General features: G+C 35.8%; 13 protein-coding genes and 2 pseudogenes. 11 read left to right on the top strand and 4 right to left on the bottom strand.

The genetic code is table 11. The annotated features are described in order from the left end of the window. Positions 1-206 precede the first annotated feature (206 nt). Entirely contained in the window at positions 207-1,313 is a 1,107-nt protein-coding gene (locus HOO54_RS12390) for an ArsR/SmtB family transcription factor (protein WP_172295664.1), read from the bottom strand. A 111-nt stretch (positions 1,314-1,424) separates the two neighbouring features. Here HOO54_RS12390 and HOO54_RS12385 point away from each other — a divergent pair, with 111 nt between their 5' ends. Genes HOO54_RS12385 through HOO54_RS12375 form a run of 3 tightly spaced genes read left to right on the top strand, consistent with a single transcriptional unit; the run spans position 1,425 to position 4,659 of the window. After that, the gene (locus HOO54_RS12385) at positions 1,425-2,321 is read left to right on the top strand and encodes a ThiF family adenylyltransferase (protein ID WP_172295661.1); all 897 of its coding nucleotides are present in this window, start codon (positions 1,425-1,427) and stop codon (positions 2,319-2,321) included. Continuing rightward, positions 2,318-3,268: a methionyl-tRNA formyltransferase gene (locus tag HOO54_RS12380; protein WP_172295659.1), complete on the top strand. Its 951-nt coding sequence runs from the start codon at positions 2,318-2,320 to the stop codon at positions 3,266-3,268. The genes HOO54_RS12385 and HOO54_RS12380 overlap by 4 nt, the downstream gene beginning before the upstream one ends. Continuing rightward, positions 3,268-4,659, top strand: a complete 1,392-nt coding sequence (locus HOO54_RS12375) for an MFS transporter (RefSeq protein WP_172295657.1) — start codon at positions 3,268-3,270, stop codon at positions 4,657-4,659. Before HOO54_RS12380 ends, HOO54_RS12375 begins: the two co-directional genes overlap by 1 nt. Positions 4,660-4,854: 195 nt before the next feature. Here HOO54_RS12375 and HOO54_RS24925 read toward each other — a convergent pair. Next, positions 4,855-4,965 (bottom strand): annotated as a pseudogene (locus HOO54_RS24925) (isocitrate lyase/PEP mutase family protein); the annotation flags it as partial. 103 nt (positions 4,966-5,068) lie between these two features. Between HOO54_RS24925 and HOO54_RS12370 the strand changes: the two are divergent. Further along, positions 5,069-5,752 (top strand): ArsR/SmtB family transcription factor, encoded by a 684-nt coding sequence (locus HOO54_RS12370; RefSeq protein WP_172295655.1) that lies wholly within the window; start codon positions 5,069-5,071, stop codon positions 5,750-5,752. A 1,002-nt stretch (positions 5,753-6,754) separates the two neighbouring features. On the opposite strand, the gene HOO54_RS12365 is transcribed toward HOO54_RS12370, so the two are convergent. Next, positions 6,755-7,099, bottom strand: a complete 345-nt coding sequence (locus tag HOO54_RS12365) for a hypothetical protein (protein ID WP_172295653.1) — start codon at positions 7,097-7,099, stop codon at positions 6,755-6,757. Between the two features lie 162 nt (positions 7,100-7,261). On the opposite strand from HOO54_RS12365, the pseudogene HOO54_RS12360 reads away from it, so the two are divergent. The 7 genes and pseudogenes from HOO54_RS12360 to HOO54_RS12330 all read left to right on the top strand — a co-directional run. After that, a pseudogene (locus HOO54_RS12360) lies at positions 7,262-7,411 on the top strand (helix-turn-helix transcriptional regulator); the annotation flags it as partial. Then, positions 7,395-7,808: a hypothetical protein gene (locus HOO54_RS12355; protein ID WP_172295651.1), complete on the top strand. Its 414-nt coding sequence runs from the start codon at positions 7,395-7,397 to the stop codon at positions 7,806-7,808. The pseudogene HOO54_RS12360 and the gene HOO54_RS12355, both read left to right, overlap by 17 nt. Before the next feature lie 292 nt (positions 7,809-8,100). Continuing rightward, complete coding sequence (locus tag HOO54_RS12350) at positions 8,101-9,723, top strand: DUF6044 family protein (protein ID WP_375335836.1); 1,623 nt, start codon at positions 8,101-8,103, stop codon at positions 9,721-9,723. Positions 9,724-9,750: 27 nt separating this feature from the next. After that, on the top strand, positions 9,751-10,758 hold the full coding sequence (locus HOO54_RS12345) for a glycosyltransferase family 2 protein (RefSeq protein WP_172295647.1): 1,008 nt from the start codon (positions 9,751-9,753) through the stop codon (positions 10,756-10,758). Between the two features lie 78 nt (positions 10,759-10,836). Then, entirely contained in the window at positions 10,837-12,090 is a 1,254-nt protein-coding gene (locus HOO54_RS12340; protein WP_172295645.1) for an MFS transporter, read from the top strand. A 17-nt stretch (positions 12,091-12,107) separates the two neighbouring features. Then, positions 12,108-13,214: a mandelate racemase/muconate lactonizing enzyme family protein gene (locus tag HOO54_RS12335; protein WP_172295643.1), complete on the top strand. Its 1,107-nt coding sequence runs from the start codon at positions 12,108-12,110 to the stop codon at positions 13,212-13,214. An 81-nt stretch (positions 13,215-13,295) separates the two neighbouring features. Further along, a complete protein-coding gene (locus tag HOO54_RS12330; protein ID WP_172295641.1) occupies positions 13,296-13,919 on the top strand; it encodes a YitT family protein in 624 nt (207 codons plus the stop codon). Between the two features lie 20 nt (positions 13,920-13,939). Here the strand turns inward: HOO54_RS12330 and HOO54_RS12325 are convergent, their stop codons facing one another. Then, positions 13,940-14,704 (bottom strand): phosphosulfolactate synthase, encoded by a 765-nt coding sequence (locus HOO54_RS12325; protein WP_172295639.1) that lies wholly within the window; start codon positions 14,702-14,704, stop codon positions 13,940-13,942. Between the last annotated feature and the right edge of the window lie 141 nt (positions 14,705-14,845).

The following is a 14,845-nucleotide window of genomic DNA, read 5'->3' as shown; positions in this document are numbered from 1 at the left end:
CATGTCTCCAAAACGAAGATGATTACATAATTCTGAAAAGATACCGAACTCATAGTAATGACATCAATACCACTATCTTTAATCACATACTTGAACCACTTCGATGTTGACATACCACCCTTTGTTCTGCGGTAAGAAACTCTCTTGTTTTCAATTCCACATTACCCTTTGCATATGATGTATTTTGGGGCAAAAATTGTGATGTATTAAGTTACTGTAGCTTCCATAACTAACTTTGAAAGAATTTGTATAATATTTTTTTGACTTTTATATAATACATATTTTCCATCTTTTTTACTGGTAACTAATTTTGCTTTTTTTAGTACTTGAAGATGCCTAGAAACCGAACCCTCACTCAAATGACAAATTTGTGCCAAGGATTGTGTGGTTAGTGAACGTTCCTGTAATATCCTCAAAATTTGCAGTCTAGAAGGCTCCCCTAAAGCTCTGTAAATATCTACCATTTTTTCAATCGGTTGCTCTGGGAATGCCTGTTCTCTTGCTACTGAAGAATCATAAACAATAACAATCCCCTCTTTTATTTCGTCTACAAAAAAATGTGGCCAAACAAAATAACTAAGCATAAAAATAATAGATTCATCACTTTTCATCTGATAAATTGTTTTAAATGGTTTGTGAAGATACAATTTATTTTTATTATCGATCCAAGAAATGCGCTCTGAGGATAAGGAAGCAATAAATGCTGAAAATCCTTTTGTTTTGAGCAAGGTAGTTTGCTCCACAATTTCATTTAATAATTCACACTTCAAATCTTCCCATATTGTTGAAAAAATTTTTTGATAATAGTCTGTTAAGAAATGAAGTAACCTACAGAAAACAAAGTTTGGTCTTCTCTTTAAATCTTCAAGTATGTCACTTTTGTCACTGAAAGCAAAATCTGTCCATTCAATTCCTTTAGCTAAACTAGGTATAAATCGATTTTCCCTATGTTCAGATATAAGTGTTAATTCATGAAGAATTTTACGAGCATTATTAACAGTTAATTTTTGAGCAAGTAATTCTATCTCTTCTTCAATTGAAAACACAGATTTGTAGATTCCAGGAAGAAGTGTGGGTGGAACTCCTAATTCAAAGCATAGGTTAAAATATTGTAGGTCCTTTTGCATATCATTTGTTAAGTTTTTTTTAGCTTCAATAACCCATGGTAAGTGAATCCCATGATGTTTTGGATTGTTTAATACATGCATGCTTCGAAACATTTCATTCAAAGGTGAAAAAGAAAATTGAATGCGTTGTAACAGCGTTTCCTTATTATTTGCTATATACGGAGGAAATATAATTTCAATTCCCATATTAATGCTCTCTCCTTAAACGATTTGATAAAAACGAAATCGATAGATTATTAAGATAATTTTATTTTATCATTACATTGAAAGTAAAAACACTTAAGGGGGAAATTTATTATGTTAAAGCAAAACGAAAGACTTATGTACAAATCAGAAACATTTGATAACGAGATGTATTGGGAACGCGTAAACCGAAGCCTTGGATGGTTAGGCAGCACCGAGGAAGAACAAGTACAAAGACAGAAAAAACTACGTGATGCTGTTGTTGGAATTGCAGGAACTGGTGGTATTGGAGGAGCACTTGCTACACGCCTTGTTAGAATGGGAGTAAGAAATCTAAAACTTGCAGATCCAGATACATTTGATGTTACGAATATGAATAGACAAATGGGTGCTGATCTGGATCATCTAGGAAAAAATAAAGCTGAAGTTGTTGCTGAAATGACTTACAATCTTACGAAAGATGTAAACATAGAGGTATATCCAGAGGGGATTACTCCTGAAAGTGCTGAAGAATTTATGAAGGATTGTGATTACGTTTTAGACCAGATGGATTTTTACGAAATTCGTAATCGATATGCCTTACATCGTGCTTTTCGAAAATCAGACCGTTGTAAATTCATGTTAAAGGTTCCTACAGTTGCTCATGGTACATATATTTATAAATACACAAAAGATTCTATGCCTATCGAAGAGGTATATGATATTCCTGAAGATGCTGCAATGACTTCAGAGGTTATTAAACGACTTATGGAACGCCTTATCCCTGAAATGCCTTCATATCCAAGTAAAGAAATGTTAGACCATTGGTTTGTCGACTTAGAGAGAATGCCCATTTTTGCTGGATGCCCACCGCTTGCAGAAGGTGTTTTAGCAGAACGATTAGCATTAGCTATTACAGAACTTGATCAATTGCCAGGTGCTCAACAATTACCAGTTCAACCGGGATACGCTATGTTTGATACTATGGCTTGGCAATCTAAAATTGTTCATGGTAAGTGGTGGTCTGAATGATTCCACCTGTAACGAAAGTCATTTTATTCTCAGAAGTTAATTCAAAATTTGGTTTACCGTTTCTTCAGGAATTAACACAAGAGCCTTCTATTTCCATAGAAGCTCTTGTAACTAGTCCTGAAGGAAAGTTATGTTCTTATTATATTGGAGAACCTGATCAAGTTGATTTAGAAAAAGAAGCCAAGGACATTGGCATTCCCGTGTTACGACCGCATAAACTGAATGATTCTAACACAGTAGAATTATTAAAAAATTATAATGCTGACTATTTTATTATTGCTAATTACCAAAAAATCTTAAAAGAAGATATTTTATCTATCCCCAAAGAAGATACTATAAATTTTCATCCAAGCCCATTACCTAGGTATGCTGGATTAGCACCTTTTTTCTGGATGGCTAAAAATGGAGAAAAAGAAGGTGGCGTTTCGTGTATCCAAGTCGTACCAGAGATTGATGCTGGCCCTATTTTAGCTCAAATGCCAGTTGTGATGTCAGGGACTGAAACAGCTTTAGAAATTCGAGAGACGCATTTTAAACAATCTATTATTTTACTAAAACAAGTTCTTCAAAAAATTAAAAATAAAGATTTCACTTCAAAATTGCAGTTATTATCTAATCGCACCTATTATAGTCAACCAAAAGAAGAAGATTATTTTGTAAATTGGGAACAGGATATAGAATCCATACTCCGCACTATTCGCGCTGGGTATCCACAAGGAGCTTTGGCATTTAATCAATATAATGAAAAAATCCGAATATTAAGTGCTGAAAGAACAGAATATCCTCAACCAATTCAAAGTATTGGTGTATTTCGTGAACATAACAATAAAATTCTTGTTTCTACAAAAGATGGATGGCTTCATTTACAAATGATTATAAATGATGTTTTATCAACCAGCACACAAATAGATGAACAAGCACATAATGAACAGGTAGTGTCAATTTAATGGATAACACAAATGTGGTTATAAATCGTAAACTCCCTCTTTTTAGGGAAAAGTTAGTCATTCTGATTGCTGGTATCGGGATGTTCTTATCAACTTTAGATACAGGGATTATTAACATTGCTCTACCTTATTTAGAAAAAGAGTTTCATTCAACAGTAACTATAACAGCATGGAGTGTTACCATATATGTTATGGCACTGAGTGCAACTATCCTGTTATTTGGGAAAATTAGTGACCGTGTAGGTCGTTTTCGAATATGTTTATATGGTTTTTTCATATTTTTAATTAGCTCGATACTATGTGGATTAGCTCAAGAGATGTGGCAATTAATTGTATTTCGTGCTATTCAGGGTGTTGGTGCTGCTGCATTACAGGCTACATCTGCTGCACTTATTACAACTCTTGTCAGTCCTGAAAATCGCAATCATGCATTAGGTACCTTAGGGGTAATGATAGGTTTAGGACCAATTTTAGGTCCTACAGCAGGTGGGCTTGTTATTTCTTTAGGAAGTTGGCGATGGATTTTTTGGATTAACATCCCATTATGTTTAATAGGGTTGTGGGCTTGTTATAAAATTTCTCGATTTATAAAAGAGGAAAAACATCCAGCTCCTATTGATGTGTTAGGAAATATATACTTTACTTTAAGTGCTTTGTTGTTTCTTTTTAGCTTATCTCATGGAGCAAACAAAGTAATGGGAAGTATACCTACTTGGGGGTATATAATCGCTTCTATTATTTTATTAGGTATTTTCATATTCCATGAATCCAACACTAAGCATCCTATTATAGATGTACATTTATTTCTTAAGTCAACCTTTATTGTTCCAATACTTGCAACGATAGGATTTGGGGTGGCATCAGCAATTATTTTTATCGTCCCTCCATATTTTTTACAGGATTTCACGTCATTAACTCCTTTACAAACAGGTTTTGTTTTACTATCAGCCCCACTTGGTCTAGTAATTTTCTCAAGAATAGCTGGGAAATTCATGGGACGATTTGGAACAACCTTATTTATGAGCATAGGTTTAGGAATTATGTTTATAGCATTTGTCGGCTTAAGTTTTATTGAAGCACAGTGGTCACCTTATCTATTAGCTAGTGTATTGTTTCTATACGGTATTGGAGGCGGCATTTTTCAACCAGCAAATATTGCTTCAATCATGGCATCTGTTTCAAAAGAAAAACAAGGATCCATTGGAGCCGTACAACGCATGTTACAAAATGTTGCAATTGCCTTTGGTGCTGCAGTTGCCGCAACATTCATGAGTACACAAAGCCATTTAGGAACAGATGGGCTTATTCAAGCCTTTCGATATTCATGGTATATCGCAGGGGGATTATTACTCTTTAATATCTTGTGTTTTTTAGGATACCGCAAATCTTAAGGTGGTAAGAAAGTTTTCAATAACAAAAACCGATTTACCTAAGGATAAATCGGTTTTTGTTTAATTAACTGTGTTATATACCATCCTATTTAACTACAGTTATAAATGCTTACATTAAATATCGCTTAGTTTTATGAAGAAATCCTATCATTTCTTCATATGATATAACTTCATCAAACGTTAACTAAGCGGAGAGTAGTTCACGTCTTTATATATTTTTACACTCATAACATCCCATGCATTTGGTAAAATTAATATGGAAGAATCAAGATGATAATCTTTAAATATCTTTGATTTAATTAGCAGTCTTTCATTTTATCTTCTCCCCAAAATACTGTCTTGTAACAATTTTACCATTTTGAAAATTCGATTATCATAGGAATATGAATATTTTTTAGGAGGGTAAAAAATGAATGTTTCTGAAGTGGCTTTATTCATTCGTTCTAAATCAAGAGCACAAATATTAACCTATTTGTTAGACGGTAAAGCCTATCCTACTAGCGAACTGGCTCATGTTGCCAAAATAAAACCCAAAACAGCTACCTATCATTTATCAAAAATGAAAGAGGAAGGAATTCTTTCTATAGAAAAACATGGAAAGCATAGTTATTATAGACTTTCTAATTCCGAAATATCACAAATTCTCGAATCACTTCTTGTAATTACTCCTCAAGAAAAAATCATGCCCTTTCGTCAACCTTCTCAATCAAGTGAGTTTGGGTGTGCTCGTACCTGCTATGATCATTTAGCTGGAAAGTTAGGTGTTGCTATTACAAATTCCTTACTAGATAAAGGATACTTAATCAAAAATGAGATGCATTTTCATATAACAAAGACTGGTCAATCATTTTTTACCAAATTTGGTATTAATGTCAATGAAATCAAACAAAAGAAAAGGATATTTGCGAAGGCTTGCTTAGATTGGACAGAAAGAGAACATCATCTTGCTGGCAGTTTAGGAAATGCGCTTTTAGAAAAATTATTACAATTAAATTGGATTCAAAGAGTATCAAGATCACGAGCAATCAAAGTCACTCCTAATGGTAAAAAAGAATTGGAACAAATATTTTCTATAGATATAACACAAAATTAGCTTTTTTATTGAAAATATTTCTTAACGTGTTTTTTTCAAAAATACTGGCGGTACAATTACTAATGAACCTTAATCCCATATGTTTTTAATAAACAAATTCATCAAAGATACCATTACCAAAAATAGTTATCAAAAAACATTCCCAAATACCTTACAATAAATGAATCTTTGGTACAATAATTTATATGATTGTACAGGAGGAAACAAATGATTATTGGTTATGCACGTGTATCTACTTTGATCAAAATTTAGATCGTCATTTTTCACCTAATTCTTTCAGTGTAGTTCCAAAAAGTTTTGATAAAAAATACTCAGGCTCGATCTTATCTCTGACAATGTCTTTAGGTCTAATAACTATGCCGTTTGGAAACTATTGTATGACATTTTTTAATCTACCTCAAATGAATCTGCTTTTACTTGCATCCATATCAATGCTTCTATTTGTTTCATTTTTTTATGGCTACGATACCTTGATAATAAAAAATTTTCAATACTTGATGTGAATAATAAAATCTAAGTTTTTATTGGGATCAAATTTTTGAGAACAGTACCTGGCTGATAAGAAAGGTCTATACATTTTGACGCCCTTCTTATATTTCTCTTTTTAAATATCAGTTATCTCTGAAGTTACACTACTATTGATTTTATTTTGTTAATTAAGAGAATGAAAGCTATGGATTAAACATATTATATTCTTTTTGTGTTCATTTCTTTTTTTACTCCTTTTATCTATACTATTTACAACTCTGGTGAAGACCTATCCACCAGAGTTGATGCTTCTAAAAAGAAACTTTCTGAGTTTAGACAGATATCCCAAGCAGTTAGAAGTTAGTATGAATCTGTTCGATTAAACCCACTTTTGTTCTTTATGCTGCAATGCCCAAAGGGGAGACTGTAAGTATTAATCTTCATCCTCAGCCCACAGAAGCCCTATGCTCTCTTTATCAACAATTACAACGCCAGCATCAAATGTAGCATCTGATATAGGTGTCCAACTGCTAATTACGAAGATGTCAGAACCATCTGAGAATTCACAATTGGTAAAAAATGTTTATCGCTCGAAAACAAATCTAAAAAGTACACTGAAAGTTCTCTTGCTATTGGTTTTGTTTCTAAATCAAAGTCATATGCCATGTCAACAGATATAACATGAACAATGATTTCATTAGCAAAACTCTCATTGATTTCGTCCCAACTATCAATGCTTTTAAAGTTATGCTCAGTTACAAAGTTATTAACTTCTTTCACTACATTTGTTTCGGTACGATTTCTTAATGAAACTGTTACTCTACCCGCATCTCTTTTAGCCAATAATAGATCTCTAAACTCATCAAAATTACTAAACAATCATCTTCATCCTCAATAACACCTAAATTGCACTGCTTGTTCACGATTTTATCACACACAAAAAACAGGGGTTTCAAAAAATGTGTGTAAGTTATTCTAAATACTTCAACACACGTTGCTTAATTGGTCATGAATTAAAAGCTGATTCATCACCATAGACCATCACGCCAGTCATTAATCGCCATAGAAAAACAAAAATTTAATCCAAGTTTAGAATTAGCTTTACGTTTATGCAAATTTTTTGATTGTAAAGTAGAAGACCTTTTCAAATTAGTTGAAACGGAGGGGGATCACCGTGAAAAAAGAACTTGAATTAATTACTGCGTTTGCAGCAGTATTTTTAGGCTGTCAATTTTTTGGTTACTTACAGATAAACGGACTGGTTTGGAACACGAGTAGCTTTATCAATCACCTCATCCTCTATTTTGCTGTCTTTGCAGCTTATTCGATTCTTGTCTTGTTATATTACAGATACTTCAAAAAGCCTAGTTCAAAACAAGAAGAGCCACTGATAGACGAAAGAATTGAACAAATGCACTCTAAATTTACGGGATTCATGTTCTTACTTTCTCATCTTATTCTTTCAGGGGTTACCGGATATTTAATGTTAAAGGGTCAAAGTACAGTCCCATCAGAATATGTTTTATACTATTCTTTTGCTACGCTTTTCATTACGATGGTCATTGCGCCTATCATTATTAAGAAATGATAAGCATCTTTGTATCTCACACAGAAAAAAGTGCTGATCGGCAGTGGACCAGCACTTTTTTTTCACTTCAGGAGCTATTAAAAAATGATTTCAAGGCTGTAATGCCTTTTTTTATTTTGATGCATTTTTCAAAACGACTCTAGCAATACTATCTTTAAAATGATTCCAACAATTTCTTCCCGCACACAGAATAGATAATGATGGAGGTGTTGTTTTTATGCCGCTATCGGTTCATAAGATCAGCCGGGAGAACGTTTGGTTTTTTATTGCTTTCAGTGTCATTATCATCTACATGTTGCCAGTTTACATATTAAATGAAGATGCTCATCTCCGGGTTCATGATAATTTGGACTCAAATATCGCTTGGTATAAGGTACTGGCAGAGAGCGGTCAATTACATGGAGGTGTTAAAGCGGTCATTCCCCAGATCATGAATGGACTTCCTCGTGATGCTTTCGGTACAGAATGGAGTGGGATTGTCTGGCTGCATGCTTTATTTCCTTCAATGACTGCTTATGCAATCAGCCAATCCATTACACGTATTTTTGCTTTTATCGGAATGTATTTGCTTCTGAAGCGGCATGTTATTCGTGATGAAAAAGCGTACTTGATTAGAATTGGTGTTTCGCTTGCTTTCGCTTTGACCCCTTTTTGGCCGTCAGGAATGCTGAGTACGATGGGGCATCCTCTCGCATTATGGGCTTTTTTAAATATTCGAATGCGGGACTATTCTTGGAAAGAGTGGCTTACTCTTGCTCTTTTGCCGTTTTACGCCAGTATTGTTCTCGGATTTTTCTTTTTTCTTGTCGCTGTATCATTGCTCTGGCTTTATGATGTTATCACTAAACGCGATGTTAATCTTCCTTTTCTGGGAAGTATCGCATTGATGACAGGGATTTTCCTTGCGATAGAATATCGGCTTGTTTATTCACTCTTTGCTGCTGAGGAAACCATGCACCGTGTTGAATTTGTGTCATCAAGACATGATATTTGGCATTCTTTGCGCTTGTCTGTTAAAAATTTTGTCTTTGGTCATAATCATGTGATGACGGTTCATACCGCAGTGATTCTCCCAGTCATTTTACTGACTTTTATCATCATGATCTTAAGAGGCAGACCAAAACGACGAGAAGAAAAAATGTTTATATTATTAGTTTTCATTAATTATGCACTTTCTTTCTGGTATGCGTTGTGGTTTAACAAACTATGGGCATTACCAAAAGAAACATTCAGTTTCTTAACAGCATTTAACTTTGCACGGTTTCATTTTTTACGACCGCTTGTCATTTATGTCAGCTTTGCAGTGGCATGTTATATTTTATGGAAGATGACGAAGCAGTGGAAACGATTTGTTTATGTCGTAGTTATTGCTCAGATTATGGTTCTCATCCCATTTCATGAAGAACTAACCTATGGTGCTCATTATCATTCACCTACATTTCGAGAGTTTTATGCAACTAAACAATTTCAACAGATTAAGACATTTATCGGACGACCTGAACAGTCATACAGGGTGGTAAGTATTGGTCTTCATCCTGCGATCGCCCAGTACAACGGCTTTTATACACTTGATACCTACGCCAATATTTATCCGCTGAAATACAAATACCAATTTCGAAAAATAATCGCCAAAGAACTGGAGAAAAGCCCAACTTTAAAACGCTATTTTGATGAATGGGGGAGCCGTTGCTATGTTTTTGTCAATGAACTTGGGAAACATTATGCATTCAAGAAAAATTCCAAGAAAAAAATTACTAACCTTGAGTTAAATACAGGGGTATTTAAGCAAATGGGAGGGCGTTATATTTTTTCTTCCGTTCCTATCATAAATGCAAAACAAAACAGATTGACATTTTTAAAGCGCTTTACCCATCCTGCATCAGCCTGGAACATCTATTTATATGAAGCAAAATGACTTCTAGATCAAAAGGAGGAGGCACATTTGAATCCAGCACAACCTTTATTAACAATTGTGATCCCATGTTACAACGAAGAGGACGTTTTTTTAGAGACAGCGAGTCAGTTGACGGCTGTTTTAAACGATTTAACAGAAGAAAAACTGATTTCAGCAGGCAGTAAACTGTTATTTGTTGATGATGGTTCAACAGACCGGACATGGTCATTAATTGTGATGGAAAGTACAAAAAATCAATTTGTTAAAGGGATTAAATTAGCACGCAATTCAGGACATCAAAAAGCACTTTTGGCTGGACTTGACATAGCGAAGCAAAAATCAGATTGCGTGATTTCAATTGACGCTGATCTTCAAGATGATATTTCTGTTATTCGCCAGTTTATTGAAAAATACCGAGAAGGCTATGAAATCGTATATGGTGTTCGCCGCAGCCGACAAACAGATACATTTTTTAAGCGTACGTCAGCCGTTTGTTTTTATCGGTTGATGAATAGACTCGGTATTCCTCTCATTCATAACCATGCCGATTTTCGTCTGATGAACAAACGAGCACTTAAAGAACTGAGCCGTTTTAATGAATCAAATCTCTTTCTCCGCGGTATTATACCGTTAATTGGTTTTCGCTCAACCAAAGTATTTTATGATCGAAAGGAACGGCAAGCTGGAGAAACAAAATATCCGTTGAAAAAAATGCTCTCGTTCGCATTTCACGGATTAACTTCTTTCAGTGTTGCACCGATCCGTTTTTTTACCTTTGTTGGTATTTTCTTATTTCTGTTCAGCGGGATTGCAGGTGTATATGCGCTCATACAAAAGATCTTTGGTACAACAAATGCTGGCTGGGCATCACTGATCATATCCATCTGGTTTTTAGGAGGACTGCAATTGATTGGAATCGGAATCATTGGTGAGTATATCGGCACTATTTTCACAGAAGTAAAAAGTCGCCCGAAGTATGCAATTGATATCGATTTATACTCAAAACCGCTAAGGCGACATCATCAAGAAAAACCTAGGAACAAGAATTTATCGTAGAATAACAACCATTTGATGCGGAAATTCTAATCAAGACATTCAAGTTTACTTTGGACAAAGGAAGGAAGTTTCAAGCTTATGGAAGAAAAACAAACCTCCGGGCTGACCGTAGTTGCGATTGGTTCGATCCCGTTAATCATGACATTGGGGAACTCGATGTTAATTCCGATTTTGCCTAAAATCAAGTCAGAACTGCATCTTTCACAATTTCAAGTAAGTCTTGTGATTACCGTGTTTTCAGTTACCGCTGCTGTTTTTATTCCAATGCTTGGCTATTTAGCAGACCGCTTTTCACGTAAAGTGATTATTATTCCCTGTCTATTTCTTTATGGTGCAGGGGGAATCCTGGCAGGATTTGCATCAACAATCTTTTCAAATGCTTTTTTCTGGGTCCTTCTTGGCAGAGGGCTACAGGGACTGGGAGCCGCAGGAACAGCACCGTTGGCAATGGCTCTGACCGGTGATTTATTTAAAGGTTCTGACGAAAGTAGGGTGCTTGGACTTGTCGAAGCTTCTAATGGTTTCGGAAAAGTTTTATCACCTATTTTAGGCGCTTTAATTGCACTGATCGCTTGGTACTGGGTATTTTTTGCTTTTCCAGCCTTTTGTATTGCTCCGATCGTTCTAACTTGGATCTTTATAAAAGAAAATGCTAAACAGAAAGATCCTCCGCCTTTTGGGAAATATGTGAAAGGTTTAGTTAGCGTATTTAAACATGAAGGAAGATGGCTTTTTACAGCGTATTTGGCAGGAGCTGTTTGCTTATTCACATTATTTGGTATTATGTTTTACCTATCTGATGTATTAGAAAAAACATATCAGACAGATGGTGTAAAAAAAGGACTTATTTTGGCTATTCCACTGCTTGTCATGTGTACGACTTCATATATAACCGGAAGTAAAATTGGACAAAATCAGCGATTGATGAAAAAAATGATCATTATCGGTCTCGGCCTTATTACCGTTTCTTATGGAACACTATCATTTTTTTCTGCTTTAATTCCGTTTATCTCGATCCTTGTCATCAGCAGTATCGGAACAGGTTTTGTTCTGCCATGTGTCAACAGTTTTATTACAGGTGCTGTCGGTAAAGAGAGGCGGGGATTTGTGACATCACTTTACGGGTCAGTTAGGTTTTTAGGTGTCGCCATCGGTCCCCCGATTTTCGGTCGGTTGATGGAATGGTCAAAACTCGGAATGTTTCTAACAGTTAGTGGACTTAGTTTTGTCGTTGGACTCTTAGTTCTCACCATGATCCAAGTCAAAAAAGAAGACACCACCAAAAAAGGACGAAAAGATCCAAAAAAACTCCAGCCTGCTAATGCTAGGTAATGCGGAGGGAAAACGACATGCGAATTGAAAAAGTTGACACATTTCCGTTGTTCTACAAACTTTCAGAACCTTATGGAGACGCAAACGGTTATAAACATTATAGAACGAACTATTTAATTCAGGTGACAACTGCATCAGGAATCACAGGGTGGGGGGAATGTGTGGATTGGCTACCTCTTTTAGATGCGGGTTTTAAAAAGAGGATCATCCCTTTTTTAATCGGAAAACAAGCAGTTAACCACACCCAACTGATCGAGCAAATCAAAAAGTGGCATCAACGTGCAGCAGCAGCTGTCAGTATGGCTTTAACAGAAATTACAGCAAAAAAAGCCGGGCTTTCGATCTGTGATTTATGGGGTGGCAAACTGAGGGAGCAGATTCCGGTCTATGCATCTTTTCAATCTTATACAAACCAGAAAGATTGGGTGAATCGTTCCCTTCGACTCATTGAAAATACTGTCCAAAATGGGTTTTCACAAATCAAGATCAAAACAGGAGGCAGATCATTCACAGAAGATCTTCTGCACATACAGTCCATTCAACATATGTTTGAGAAAAAGCTCGGTCTTTTCATTGATGCCAATCAAAGTTATGATCTTGCGTCTGCACGCAAATGGGAACGCTATTTTTCAGGGTGGTCCAATATACTTTGGTTTGAAGAACCGATGCCATTTGACGATTTAACTGAATATCGCTTGCTTCGCTCAACCCTTTCTGTTCCGATTGCCGGCGGAGAAAATATGAAAGGTGTGACCCAGTTTTTACCGCTTCTTCGTGAACATGCTCTTGATATGATCCAGCCTGATGTAATGCATGGAAATGGAATAGAAGACTTTCGTCATACGCTTAAACTTGCCCGCCATTTTGGCAGACGTGTTTCTCCACATAGTTATGATGGTGCTCTATCACGAGTATATGCAGCCTTTAGCCAAGCATGTTTAACACCATGGACAAAAATGAATCAAGAGAACATTGAACCGCTTGAATGGGATGTGATGGACAATCCATTCACATCACTTGTAAAAATGGAAGTGAATGATGGTTATCTGCAAGTTCCTGAGAAAATAGAGGTCGATACAGATCTGATCCAAGCCTATTTGTGGGACGGGACAAACTATGGATGATTGTTAGAAAAGAGGGTATATTGTAGATCTTCCCTTTATATAGTATACAGAGGACAAGTTATGTAGAGGGGAACATCCTATATGGGGAGAAAAATGAAGGTTATCCAAGCAATTATATGGGGTAGTGTCTTACAAGGAATAGGCATGGCACTGTTTCTATTCCCAAATCATATTCCATCAGGGGGTGCCGCAGGAATTGCCGTTTTACTAAACTTTTGGTTTCAGATTCCGCACGGATTAACTGTCTGGGCTGTCAATTTTTCCTTACTTTTAACAGCCATTAAATGGCTTGAACCCATTACAGTTATTGGTACCATGGGAGCAATCACGATGACATCGGTATCTGTGCAGCTGTTTGAATCTTTTTTTCCTGTGATCATAACAAACAATATTTGGCTGGACTTATTTTATGGCGCTCTTTTTTTAGGATGTGGCATCGGAATCCTGTATAAATATAATATTTCAAACGGCGGATTCGGCGCTTTAGCATTGCTGCTTTCCATCTATCGGGGTGGGAAGCCCGGAACAGCTTTATTTATGATGAACGCTTTTATTTTTCTGTTAACCGCCTCAGTGATTGCTTGGGGCATTGTGATCCAAGCCCTTATTTGCCAATGGATTTCCACGAGGATGATCGATGTGATATACCAAATTCGTCTGCGTCCTTTACTTATGCCCGTTTTTGGTTATCGCAATAAAAAATAAGGTCCGAGGAAAAAACGGACCTATTCAAACAAATAAAAAGTATCTGAGCGTAGACCTAGCCTAAGTGTTTCTAAAGGGATGGCATCCTGAAAAGGAATGTTTGCCAGATTAGCATTCGGACCTATTTTTTCAATAAAATATGTCTGCATTTTTTTTGTCGGCGCTTCAAAAATTAAATCATCTGGCTGTATCCCTGATCTCAAGATTTCCTCGATTAAATGAGAACGCATTTCTCCATCACTTTTACATAAACCGCTCGTTCCGCTTTCTCTCGTTTCTGTCATCACTTTTTTAGAACCAGCTTCAAGATCTTCAATAATATGATCAATCCATTCTGAAGATTCCTGTTGATTGCTGATGGTACTATCTTTGCTTCCTACCTCGCTGAACACGCAAAACTCTTTTGAAAAATCAGTGATAAAACTTGCTTTTTCTTTATTGGATAACGAAATCGTCCCATTTGAAATTTCAACATACTCACAGCCGTATAATTGACAATAACGATAATAGTCTTCAATTTTGTCCTGACTTAAAAATTTCTCAAATAATGTCCCGCCAAAAAAGAATCGCACATCATTTTGTTTTAAGCAAGAGATCTTTTCCTCCAAATATTTCGTGATTAAAGATGTACCCCAGCCAAATTTAACAAAATCGATATAATTGGCTGAACCTTGAATGGTGTCTTTAAACAAATTTAGCGGAACTCCGTTATCAATTAATATGGTCATCCCGTTCGTTCTCGGTTTGAGTTGTCTCTTAGGCAGTTTCAGTTCAGAAGAAATCATGATTACCCCTCACAATCTTTAACTTTCATTTATGAACAAATATTCCTCCCATAGATCCCACAATTAGGTAAGTAGTTATTTTACTTTTCACCTCCATGTAGGTACCATAAAACACTCTGACCTATCTATTCATTTTCGTTT

This window comes from Bacillus sp. WMMC1349, from assembly GCF_013155385.1.
Lineage (GTDB): Bacteria > Bacillota > Bacilli > Bacillales > Bacillaceae > Bacillus.
The sequence above is the reverse complement of the archived record's forward strand: the minus strand, read 5'-3'. Positions and strand labels throughout refer to the sequence as shown.

Excerpts from the sequence above, each read along its gene's own strand:
- HOO54_RS12390 (WP_172295664.1), bottom strand. The coding sequence starts at position 1,313 with ATGGGAATTGAAATTATATTTCCTCCGTATATAGCAAATAATAAGGAA.
- HOO54_RS12385 (WP_172295661.1), top strand. The coding sequence starts at position 1,425 with ATGTTAAAGCAAAACGAAAGACTTATGTACAAATCAGAAACATTTGAT.
- HOO54_RS12380 (WP_172295659.1), top strand. The coding sequence starts at position 2,318 with ATGATTCCACCTGTAACGAAAGTCATTTTATTCTCAGAAGTTAATTCA.
- HOO54_RS12375 (WP_172295657.1), top strand. The coding sequence starts at position 3,268 with ATGGATAACACAAATGTGGTTATAAATCGTAAACTCCCTCTTTTTAGG.
- HOO54_RS12370 (WP_172295655.1), top strand. The coding sequence starts at position 5,069 with ATGAATGTTTCTGAAGTGGCTTTATTCATTCGTTCTAAATCAAGAGCA.
- HOO54_RS12350 (WP_375335836.1), top strand. The coding sequence starts at position 8,101 with ATGTTGCCAGTTTACATATTAAATGAAGATGCTCATCTCCGGGTTCAT.
- HOO54_RS12340 (WP_172295645.1), top strand. The coding sequence starts at position 10,837 with ATGGAAGAAAAACAAACCTCCGGGCTGACCGTAGTTGCGATTGGTTCG.
- HOO54_RS12335 (WP_172295643.1), top strand. The coding sequence starts at position 12,108 with ATGCGAATTGAAAAAGTTGACACATTTCCGTTGTTCTACAAACTTTCA.
- HOO54_RS12330 (WP_172295641.1), top strand. The coding sequence starts at position 13,296 with ATGGGGAGAAAAATGAAGGTTATCCAAGCAATTATATGGGGTAGTGTC.
- HOO54_RS12325 (WP_172295639.1), bottom strand. The coding sequence starts at position 14,704 with ATGATTTCTTCTGAACTGAAACTGCCTAAGAGACAACTCAAACCGAGA.